This window comes from Variovorax sp. P4_D9 (genome assembly GCF_056401695.1).
Map to the genome: position 1 here is coordinate 1 of NZ_JBFUIU010000338.1, position 9,419 is coordinate 9,419.

Annotated in this window: 10 protein-coding genes and 1 pseudogene; 3 read left to right on the forward strand and 8 right to left on the reverse strand. The window is 69.3% G+C overall.

The window, feature by feature from the left end:
- Window positions 1–515 (forward strand): annotated as a pseudogene (locus AC1DY5_RS29760) (M14 family metallopeptidase); the annotation flags it as partial.
- A gap of 3 nt (window positions 516–518) precedes the next feature.
- On the opposite strand, the gene AC1DY5_RS29765 reads toward AC1DY5_RS29760, so the two are convergent.
- Together AC1DY5_RS29765 and AC1DY5_RS29770 are read right to left on the reverse strand one after the other, a co-directional pair.
- Window positions 519–1,376 carry a peptidoglycan DD-metalloendopeptidase family protein gene (locus AC1DY5_RS29765; RefSeq protein WP_478117295.1) on the reverse strand — a complete coding sequence of 286 codons (858 nt, stop codon included), beginning with the start codon at window positions 1,374–1,376 and terminating at the stop codon, window positions 519–521.
- 8 nt (window positions 1,377–1,384) lie between these two features.
- Window positions 1,385–3,187 carry a glutamine--tRNA ligase/YqeY domain fusion protein gene (locus tag AC1DY5_RS29770; protein ID WP_478117296.1) on the reverse strand — a complete coding sequence of 601 codons (1,803 nt, stop codon included), beginning with the start codon at window positions 3,185–3,187 and terminating at the stop codon, window positions 1,385–1,387.
- Between the two features lie 138 nt (window positions 3,188–3,325).
- On the opposite strand from AC1DY5_RS29770, the gene AC1DY5_RS29775 reads away from it, so the two are divergent.
- Window positions 3,326–3,676 carry a hypothetical protein gene (locus AC1DY5_RS29775; protein WP_478117310.1) on the forward strand — a complete coding sequence of 117 codons (351 nt, stop codon included), beginning with the start codon at window positions 3,326–3,328 and terminating at the stop codon, window positions 3,674–3,676.
- Between the two features lie 98 nt (window positions 3,677–3,774).
- Here AC1DY5_RS29775 and AC1DY5_RS29780 read toward each other — a convergent pair whose 3' ends face one another.
- From AC1DY5_RS29780 to AC1DY5_RS29805, 6 genes are read right to left on the reverse strand one after another with little or no spacing between them, the layout of a single operon-like run.
- The gene (locus tag AC1DY5_RS29780; RefSeq protein WP_478117297.1) at window positions 3,775–4,599 is read right to left on the reverse strand and encodes a LytR/AlgR family response regulator transcription factor; all 825 of its coding nucleotides are present in this window, start codon (window positions 4,597–4,599) and stop codon (window positions 3,775–3,777) included.
- A gap of 4 nt (window positions 4,600–4,603) precedes the next feature.
- Window positions 4,604–5,662 carry a sensor histidine kinase gene (locus AC1DY5_RS29785; RefSeq protein WP_478117299.1) on the reverse strand — a complete coding sequence of 353 codons (1,059 nt, stop codon included), beginning with the start codon at window positions 5,660–5,662 and terminating at the stop codon, window positions 4,604–4,606.
- Entirely contained in the window at window positions 5,659–6,693 is a 1,035-nt protein-coding gene (locus AC1DY5_RS29790) for an alpha/beta hydrolase family protein (RefSeq protein ID WP_478117301.1), read from the reverse strand. The genes AC1DY5_RS29785 and AC1DY5_RS29790 overlap by 4 nt, the downstream gene beginning before the upstream one ends.
- Window positions 6,690–6,983, reverse strand: a complete 294-nt coding sequence (locus AC1DY5_RS29795; protein ID WP_478117303.1) for a 2TM domain-containing protein — start codon at window positions 6,981–6,983, stop codon at window positions 6,690–6,692. The genes AC1DY5_RS29790 and AC1DY5_RS29795 overlap by 4 nt, the downstream gene beginning before the upstream one ends.
- Window positions 6,984–7,018: 35 nt before the next feature.
- A complete protein-coding gene (locus tag AC1DY5_RS29800; protein WP_478117305.1) occupies window positions 7,019–7,540 on the reverse strand; it encodes a DUF6622 family protein in 522 nt (173 codons plus the stop codon).
- Window positions 7,541–7,583: 43 nt separating this feature from the next.
- Window positions 7,584–7,997, reverse strand: a complete 414-nt coding sequence (locus tag AC1DY5_RS29805; RefSeq protein ID WP_478117307.1) for a DUF2306 domain-containing protein — start codon at window positions 7,995–7,997, stop codon at window positions 7,584–7,586.
- Between the two features lie 215 nt (window positions 7,998–8,212).
- Here AC1DY5_RS29805 and AC1DY5_RS29810 point away from each other — a divergent pair.
- On the forward strand, window positions 8,213–9,419 hold a 1,207-nt coding region (locus AC1DY5_RS29810; RefSeq protein WP_478117308.1), incomplete at its 3' end, for an efflux RND transporter periplasmic adaptor subunit.

Here is a 9,419-nt window from a genome sequence, read left to right on the forward strand (position 1 = left end):
GCCAGGACGTGGTGCCGTTCTGGGTCTACCCCGATTTCGAGCGCAATGCGCGGGTGGCGATGGCGATCGGCCTGCCGCCGGTGCACCTCGTGATGCCGAGCGGCCTGGGCTCGGGCACGCCGCTGATCCAGCACGGCCTGCATGCCGGTGCCGACGCCCCGGGCGCCGCGATGGTGGTCGAATGCGGCCAGCACTTCAAGCAGAGCGCGGCCGACCTCGCGACCGAGGTGACGCTGCGCTTCCTGGCCCATTTCGGCTTGATCGAGAGGGAAGGGGCCGTGCCCGACGCCGAGCCGCAGCGCCGCTTCGAGCTGCTGCAGACGCACATGATCCAGTTCAAGGATTTCCGCTTCGTGCGGCCGTTGATCGGCTTCGAGACTTTCGCCAAGGGCGAGCTGATCGCCACCCAGGGGCCGGACCAGATCCGCGCCCCCTGCGACGACTGCACTGTCTTCATGCCGGCGCAGCGGGTGATCGTCGGGCGCGAAGCGGTATACCTGACGCGGCCACTGTGAACCTCAGGCCGCAATGAACAGCGCCGGGTCGACCATCGCGCGGTTCAGCATCACCGACCAGTGCAGGTGCGGCCCGGTCACGCGGCCGGTGGCGCCGACGGCGGCCAGGCGCTCGCCGGTCTCGAGCACATCGCCGACCTTCGCATCGATGCGGCTCAGGTGGCAGTACATCGTGAGCAGGCCGCCGCCATGGTCGAGCCAGACGGTGCCGCCGTTGAAGAAGTAGTCGCCGATATCAATGACCCGGCCCGGCAGCGGCGCCAGCACCGGCGTGCCCGTGGCCGCTGCGATGTCCATGCCGCTGTGCGGATTGCGCGACTGGCCGTTGAAGACTCGGCGCAGGCCGAAGGAACTGGAGCGCCGGCCCGGTACCGGCACCTCCATCTGCAGGTCCTGCAAGTGGGCTTCCGTGTGGGTGGCCATCACGGTCGCGAGATGGACCCGTTCGCGCTCGTAGCGCGCCTGGTCGGCAGCGGAAAGATCGACCGTGCCCGGTGCCACCTTGAGACGTTGCTCGCTGTATTTCTTGGTGGCGATCGCATAGTCGATCGGCCGCTCGGCGCCGTCCCCGGCGCGCACCGTGATGCGGGCCTTGCCAGGCGTCGCCCCGAGCGGAATGCCGACCAGCGCGGTCCATTCGACCGCGTCGCCCAGCACCAGCACCGGGATGCCGGCTTCGGTGCGGGCCTCGGGCCGCGTCGGCGAGGGGCCGAGCGACAGCCGCGCCACGCCGCCCGGCACCTGGGCGCCATGCGGCCAGGCGTCGGTCGGCCCGGCGACGGAAGCAGGTGCAGCCATGGCCTGGTTCGCCGGTAGCGCCAGCAGGCCCATGGTTCCGAGCAGCAGGGATCGGCGATGCATGGCGCGCTTCACTTGCCCCAGCTGTCGCGCATCCCCGCGGCGCGATTGAATACGCGCTGGCCCGCGGCAGCCGCCTTGGCATCGACCACGAAGTAGCCGTGGCGCTCGAACTGGAAGCCGGCGCCGCTTTGCGCCGCGTTGGCCAGCGAAGGCTCGACGAAGGCCTGGCAGGTCACGAGGCTGTCGCGGTTCAGTTCCTCGAGCAACTCGCCGCTGCCGGGCTGTGCAGCTGCGAACAGCCGCTCGTACAGGCGGATCTCGGCCGGCAGCGCATCGGCCGCCGCGACCCAGGTGATGTTGCCCTTGACCTTGATCGCGTCCGCGCCCGGCGTGCCGCTCTTGGTGTCGGGCACCAGCGTGGCCTGCACTTCCTGCAGCCTGCCGCTGGCGTCGCGGGTGGCCCCGGTGCAGACGATCGTGTGGCCGTACTTCAGGCGCACCTTGTTGCCCGGGAACAGGCGGAAGAAGCCCTTGGGCTGGACGTCCTCGTAGTCGGTGCGCTCGATCCAGACCTGGCGGCCGATCTTGAAGCTGCGCTGGCCGCGCTCCGGGTGGTGCGGGTGCACCGGCGCCGTGCATTCGTCGATGAAGCCGGCGCCCATCAGATCGTCCCAGTTGGTGATGACCAGCTTTACCGGGTCGAGCACCGCCATCGCGCGCGGCGCGATCGGGTCGAGCGTGTCGCGCAGCGCGGCCTCGAGGCTGGCGTAGTCGATCCAGCCACCGGACTTGGTGACGCCGGAGCGCTCGCAGAAGAGCTTCAAGGCCTCGGGCGTGTAGCCGCGGCGGCGCAGGCCGGCCAGAGTCGGCATGCGCGGGTCGTCCCAGCCGTCGACATGATTCTCTTCGACCAGCTGGCGCAGCTTGCGCTTGCTGGTGATCACGTGGGTGACGTTGAGACGCGCGAACTCGTACTGGCGCGGATGCGGCGAGGCGATCAGGCCGCCTTCGGCCAGGCGATCGAGCAGCCAGTCGTAGAAGGGCCGCTGGTCCTCGAACTCGAGCGTGCAGAAGCTGTGCGTGATCTGTTCCAGCGCGTCCTCGATCGGATGCGCGAAGGTGTACATCGGATAGATGCACCAGGTGTCGCCGGTGTTGTGGTGGGTCGCGCGGCGGATGCGGTAGAGCGCCGGATCGCGCATGTTGATGTTCGGACTCGCCATGTCGATCCGGGCCCGCAGCACGGCGGCGCCGTCATCGAGCTGGCCGTCGCGCATGGCGCGAAAGCGCGCCAGGTTCTCGTCCGGCGTGCGACTGCGGAACGGGCTGTCGGTGCCGGACGTGTTGAAGTCGCCGCGAGTGGCCCGGATCTGCTCGGCGCTCTGTTCGTCGACGTAGGCCAGGCCGGCAGCGATCAGGTATTCCGCAGCCCGGTACATGAAGTCGAAGTAGTTACTCGCAAAGTACACGTGCTCATCGACCGCGCCCGGTTTGGCTGGGTTATCGGCCAGGCGGGTGTCGTAACCCAGCCATTTCACGGCATCGCGGATGGCATCGACGTACTCCTGCTCCTCTTTTTCGGGATTGGTGTCGTCGAAGCGCAGGTGGCAGACGCCGCCATATTCCTTCGCCAGCTCGAAATTGAGCCAGATACTCTTGGCGTGCCCGATGTGCAGGTAGCCGTTGGGCTCGGGTGGGAAGCGCATGCGGACCTTGGCCGGATCCTGCATGCCCTGGGCGTGATGGGTGGCATCCCCTGGGGATCCGCCCCACTTGCGGGTGGAATAATGGCCCTGTTCGAGGTCGCTTTCGATCACGTGGCGCAGGAAATTGCTCGGCTTGGTGCTGTCGTTGTCTGCAGAGGAAGTCATATCCGCTCATTCTAGGGCGGGCTCCGGGGCTGTTACCTTTGGCAACTTTCTTCACAGAGCGGCGTACACCGGGTTCACATGTCACGCGTTCAATACATACATGGGCGGCCAAACCCCGCCCTCAACAGGAGTTTCAAGATGAACGTCAACCGCACCAAGTTCTTCAAATGGGCCGCTGCCGGCGTTGTTGCCGCGGGCACGCTGTTCGCCGCCGCTTCGGCCAGTGCGACCGTCGGCTGGTCGGTCGGCGTCAACGTGCCGGGCGTCGCGATCGGGGTTGCCACTCCGCAGCCGTACTACGCACCCGCTCCGGTGTACGTGGCGCCGGCGCCGGCCTACTATCCGCCGCCGGCGGTCTATTACCGTCCGGCGCCCCCGGTCTACTACCGTCCGGCCCCCGTTTACTACGCGCCGCCGGCGGCATATTACCGTCCGGCCCCGGGCTACTACCGCCACCACGGTCACGGCCACGACCGCTACTATCGCTGAGCGACAGCTGTCCCGAATCTGTCTGCTGTCACACGTGAAGAAACCGGCCCGTCGAACGGGCCGGTTTTTTTATGCCTGGGAGCGCGGGGGCTCTGCTTTCACATCGCACGGAACAGGTGGGTATAGAGCCGGCTGACCGGAATCCTGTCGTCGCGCCCGCGCAGGCTCAGCTGCTGCCGCCCGGCTTCGTCGCGGTGCACCGCCTCGATCGCGCTGCTGCGCACCACCACCGCGCGATGCACCTGCCAGAAGACCTCAGCGTCGAGTTGGGGCAGCAACTGTTTCAGCGGGGTGCGAATCAGGTACTCGTGCGTGGCCGTCAGGACGCGGACGTACTTGTCAGCGGCTTCGAAGTAGATCACTTCGTCGATTGGCACCATGCGCACCGTCGATCCGCCGGCCTCGCTGGCGTTGATGAACCTGAGCGGAGCGCTGGCGATGTCCGGACCCGATGAACCGGCGCTGGCCAGCAGCCGGCGCCATTGCGTCAGCGTCTGCTCCAACGCGGCCGGCGCGATCGCATCGGCGGGCGCCTGGGCGGCCAGCGCCTGCCTGAGCCGCGCGACGGTCCGGCGCAGCCGTTCGGGCTGGACCGGCTTCAGCACGTAGTCGATCGCCTGCGCCTCGAAGGCGCGCGCCGCGTATTCGTCATAGGCGGTGACGAAGACCAGTTGCGGCATCGGCGCCTCGTCGGTCGGCCAGCTGTCGGCCAGTTCGGCGGCGGCGCCGAGCCCGTCGAGGCCCGGCATCCGGATGTCGAAGAACAGCACCTGCGGCAGCAGCCGCAATGCCTCCTGCACGGCGCTGGCGCCGTCGCCGACCGTGGCGACGACACCGAGTTCCGGCCAGGCGGCGGCCAGTTCGGCCTGCAGCGCCCGGGCCAGCAGGGGTTCGTCTTCGGCGATGAGTGCGGTGGCGTTCATGTCTTCAGGTGGGAAATACGACCGTCGCGAGGGTCCCGCCGGCGGCCGTGGGCTTCAGCGTCAAGGTGCCGCGCGCGCCGTAGACCGCGCGCAGGCGTTCGCGCACCTGCGTCACGCCGAAGCCGCCCTCATCGGCTGCAGGTGCAGCCCGCAGACCGACGCCGGTGTCGCAGACTTCGATGCGGACCTGCGGCTGGCCGTCCTCGGCGCGGTTTTCGCGCCGCGCACGGACGCTGATCTCGCCGCCCTCGACTTGCGGTTCGAGCCCGTGCCGAATGCCGTTCTCCACCAGGGGCTGGAGCAGCAGCGGCGGGACGGGCAGGTCGCGCAAGGCCTCGGGCAGGTCGAGCGTGTAGCGCAGCCGCGGTCCCATGCGGATCGACATGAGCTCGAGGTAGTCGCGCAGCCGATCGAATTCGGAGGCCAGCGGGTGCGAGGTGGCGCGCGAGCCGGCGAGGGTGACGCGCAGGTAGTTGTTGAGATGGTCGAGCATCTCGACCGCGCGCGGGGGGTCGAGCGTGATCAATGCGCRCAGGTTGGCCAGGGTGTTGAACAGCATGTGCGGCTCGAGCTGGGTCTCGAGCAGCTTGAGCCTGGCTTCGCCGGCGTCGCGTTCGGCGGTGGCGATCTTGGCGGTCAGCGCGGCAGCCTTGCCGCGGGCGTGAAAGTAGAAGCTGGCGGCGGCGCCGGCGACGATGGTGATGACCAGGCTGATGGTGTTGTCGCGCGGCGTCGAGACGTTTGGGTAGCTGAACATGAAATCGCCCACGCGGTCGCCGACCAGGAAGCCGCAGCCGATGCCCACGGCGGTCAGCAGCAGGCCACGCCAACCCTTCGGCCAGCCATGGCCGCCGCTGCCGTCGGTGTGACAGTGGCGCGGGTCGACGAGGTAGCGCCCGAACTCGATGACGGCCCAGGTGAYGGTGCCCACGGACAAGGCATAGCCGACCTGCATCAGGTAGGTCTTGTTCGGCCAGATCGCCGTGGTCAGCACCGCCACCACGCAGCAGAAGGCGATGACCTGCAGGTAATGCCGGCCGACGCTGGACCAATGGATCTTCATGGCGCCAGATTCTGGACGAAGAAACGGGCGATGGCGCCGTAGACGTCTGGCAGGCTGGCCCGGTCAAAGCCCGGCGGGTCGTTCAGCAGCCGGGCCGCGCGGGGCGGCAGCTCGGGCGGCTGCGGCGACAGGATCGAGCCGTGGCCCGCGCTCGGCATGTCGGCCACCAGCACGCAGCCGGTGCCGCAGGCGGCGCGCACCGCGTCGACGTGCCATTGCGGAGCGAGCCAGTCGTCGCGGCCCGCGCGCACCAGTCCGAGTGGAATCCTCGGTGCCGCGAGCGAGGCCATGTCGACGGGCGCGGCCATGGGCACGGCAGCCACCGCGGCCGTGATCCTTGGATCGGTCCAGGTTTCGAGCGTGGTCTGGCTACCCAGTTTCCAGTGGATCGCGCGGCGAGCGACGGCCAGGCGCAAGGAGTCGACCCTGCTGCCCGTGAGCGCGCTCGCCAGTCCCACGCAGGCCGGGAAATCCTGGGCCAGATGCGCCTGGCAATGGCTGTCCAGCAGGGCCGGCGACCAGCGCGCGCCGGCCAGCGTCAGTGCCGTGAGGCCGCCGGCCGACATCCCGTAGACGCCGACATGCCTGAAGTCGAGCAAGGGCGCGAAGCGCGCGTCGCCGGCCATCGCGTCAATCGCCTGCGAGACCTCCTTCGGCCGGTGGCGCCATGTCACGGGGCCGACATCGCGCATGTCGCGGTAGTTGTCGCCGGCGTGTTCCGGCATGGCGACCGTGAAGCCGGCGTCGACCAGCGCGATCGCCAGGTCGGCCTGCGGCCAGGGCGAGCCGCCAGAGCCGTGGGACATCACCACCAGGCGGCCGTTGCCGCGCAGCGGGGCGGCATCGGCGGCCAGCTCGAGAGAAAAGGGGCCGCGGCTGAAGCGGGCGGGTGCGGCGGCGGTCGGGTAGAACACCGTGACCGGGCCGGTGTCCGGCGGCGCCGGCAGTACCGCGACGCCGGTGGCCGCGGCGGCGTGGCCCAGCAGGCCGATCAGGGCCAGCGCCAGCAGCTGTCGCCGGCCCGCCTTCACCACAGGTCTCCCTTGGCGCCGCCGTCCAGCCTGGCGCGTTCGCGTTCCGTCATGCGCTCCAGCAGCGCGCCGCCCGGCGGCAGCAGCCAGACCGCGGCGCCATGGGCCAGCAGGCCGACGCCCCAGCCCAGCAGCGGGTAGATGGCCCAGGCCCGGCTGTTCGCCGCCGACAGGTCGATCAGGCCGAGGTTGACGATGGCATAGATCGCCGCATGGCTGAGCCAGCCCAGCTTGGCCTTGGCGCGTCGCCGAGCGAGCACTTCGATGCGTGAAGATTCGGTGGTGGACATGGAGGTTTCCTGGATTGTGCAGACAGGGGCCGAATTCAGGCACCGGTGGTGCCGGCCGCCAGGCGATCCTCGCGGATCGCCAGCTTCCAGAGCCGCAGTGCGCGGCCGGCGAACACGCCGCTGAAGACGCCGTACAGCAGTGCGATGGCCAGCGCGAAGGCGGCGTCGTGGCGGATCTCCGGATGCATCGCCAGGGTGGCGCCGACCCAATACTTGGTGCTGAAGATGCCCATCATGAGCAGCAGCGGCACGGCGCTGCCTGCGACGTGGAACCGGCGTGTCGCATCGTCGTAGCGCGTGCCGGCCGGCAATCCGCGCTGCAGAACCAGGGTCAGCGCCACGCCGGCAGCCGCGGCCCAGGCCAGCAGGCTCAGGCTCGAAGCGCCGAAGGCGGAGGCGACGCCATAGATCGACAGGACGGCCATCGCGATCGGCATGACCGTCGCCCGGCCCAGGCTCACGGTGTGGGCCAGCAACTGCCTGGCGCCGAGCCAGAGCAAGGTGGCGAACAGGACATAAACCCACTTCGGGGTGTGCAGGAAGACCTGGGTCAGCATGGAATGCTCCTTGAGGGTTGGCAAAAAAGGTGTGTGGAAAGGCTCAGGCGAGGCCCAGCCACTGGTTCCAGACCAGCTGGCCGAGATAGCGGTGGGGCAGCAGCGTGAACGCGCCGGCCACGATGCAGGCGCTGATGTAGGTCGCCTGCATGGCGATCCGGTGGCCGCGGATGTCGCCCTTGGCGAGCTTCCAGAAGGCGCGCGAGAGGCCGAAGAAGGTAGCCGGCACCAGCAGGTGCACCAGCGTGTAGCCGCCGATGTTGGGCAACCTGAAGTCGCGGATGAACAGCGCCGACAGCGCCGCCATCACGATCAGCGTGACCCAGGCGTAGCCCAGCGCGCGGTGCAGGCGCGGCCGCTGGGTCCGGCTCTGGCGGGCCCAGAGCACCACCGGCCCGAGGGCCAGGGCGGAAGCGGCGGCGGCGAGGTGGATGGCGATGACCGGGGACATCTGCATGCGGGCTCCTGAAGGCGATGGGCGGACTGTGCTGAGCGTCCGCGGCGGCCGCCACGGCCATGCGACGAATTGCGCCTGGGCGGCGCGAGTTGCATTCGGTGATCGCCAGACGCAGGGCGTCAACACCGGCTTTACCGAGGCTTTACGGTTCGTGGGGGCTGGGCGCTACGATTCGACGCTCCACTATGGGCTGCCGTATTCACGCCCTTTCACCGATGTCGTCTCCCGTTCCCGAGTCCGCCCCCGAACACCTTCCCGCGACCCGTCCCCAACCCTCCCGACGGCGGCGCTGGGTCGGCAGCCTGGTGGCGCTCGCGGTGGTGCTGGCGCTCGGCGGGGGGGCCTGGTACCTGATCAAGCGCTCGGGCGAGCCGGCCGACGGCCGGCCGAGCTTCGGTGGCGCCAGCTCCACGGTCGGCCACGCGGCCGCCAAGCGCACCGACATGCCGATCGTGATCGACGGACTCGGCACCGTGACGCCGCTGGCGACCATCACGCTCCGGCCGCAGGTTGGCGGCGTGCTGACCGAGGTGCTCTACACCGAAGGCCAGACCGTCAGCAAGGGCCAGTTGCTGGCCCGCATCGACCCGCGCCCCTACGAGCAGGCGCTGATGCAGGCCCAGGGCAACCGGGTGCGCGACGAAGCGCAGCTCGAGGCGGCGCGCGTCACACTGGCGCGCTACCGCACGCTGCTGGGCCAGGACTCGATCGCGCGCCAGGACGTCGACACCCAGGCCGCGCTGGTCAAGCAGCTCGAGGGCACCGTGACCACCGACCGCGCGGCCGAGGCCGCCGCCAAGCTCAACCTCGACTACACCCGGGTCACGGCACCGGTGGCCGGGCGGATCGGGCTGCGCACGGTCGATCTGGGCAACACTGTGACGGCCAACGCGACCACCGGCATCGCGGTGATCACGCAGATGAACCCGATCGACGTCCAGTTCGCGGTGCCGCAGGATCGCGTGCCCGACATCCAGGCCCAGCTCGCGAAGGGCGAAGCGCTGCCGGTCAAGGCGCTCGACCGGGTGCGCAGCGCGGTGCTCGACACCGGGACCTTCTCGACGCTCGACAACGTGGTCGACACCAGCACCGGCACGGTGCGTGCCAAGGCGCGCTTCGCCAACACCGGCACGCCGTTGTTCCCGAACCAGTTCGTCAATGTGCAGATGGTGCTGCGCACCATCGATGCGATCGTGGTGCCGGTGACCGCGGTGCGCATCGGACCCAACGGCAATTTCGTCTATGTGGTCAATGAAGACCGGACGGTGTCGGTGCGCCCGGTGAAGCGCGGCGAGGCCACGGTCGACGTGGTGGCGATMACCGAGGGCCTGAAGGCCGGCGAGGACGTGGTCACCGAAGGCGGCGACCGCCTGAAGGATGGCGCGCGCGTCGTGCTGCAGGGCGACAAGCCGGCGCCGGCGC

Bases quoted from the DNA above. Each gene is read 5' to 3' on its own strand.
- AC1DY5_RS29765 (WP_478117295.1), bottom strand. From the start codon at position 1,376: ATGCATCGCCGATCCCTGCTGCTCGGAACCATGGGCCTGCTGGCGCTA.
- AC1DY5_RS29770 (WP_478117296.1), bottom strand. From the start codon at position 3,187: ATGACTTCCTCTGCAGACAACGACAGCACCAAGCCGAGCAATTTCCTG.
- AC1DY5_RS29775 (WP_478117310.1), top strand. From the start codon at position 3,326: ATGAACGTCAACCGCACCAAGTTCTTCAAATGGGCCGCTGCCGGCGTT.
- AC1DY5_RS29780 (WP_478117297.1), bottom strand. From the start codon at position 4,599: ATGAACGCCACCGCACTCATCGCCGAAGACGAACCCCTGCTGGCCCGG.
- AC1DY5_RS29795 (WP_478117303.1), bottom strand. From the start codon at position 6,983: ATGTCCACCACCGAATCTTCACGCATCGAAGTGCTCGCTCGGCGACGC.
- AC1DY5_RS29800 (WP_478117305.1), bottom strand. From the start codon at position 7,540: ATGCTGACCCAGGTCTTCCTGCACACCCCGAAGTGGGTTTATGTCCTG.
- AC1DY5_RS29805 (WP_478117307.1), bottom strand. From the start codon at position 7,997: ATGCAGATGTCCCCGGTCATCGCCATCCACCTCGCCGCCGCCGCTTCC.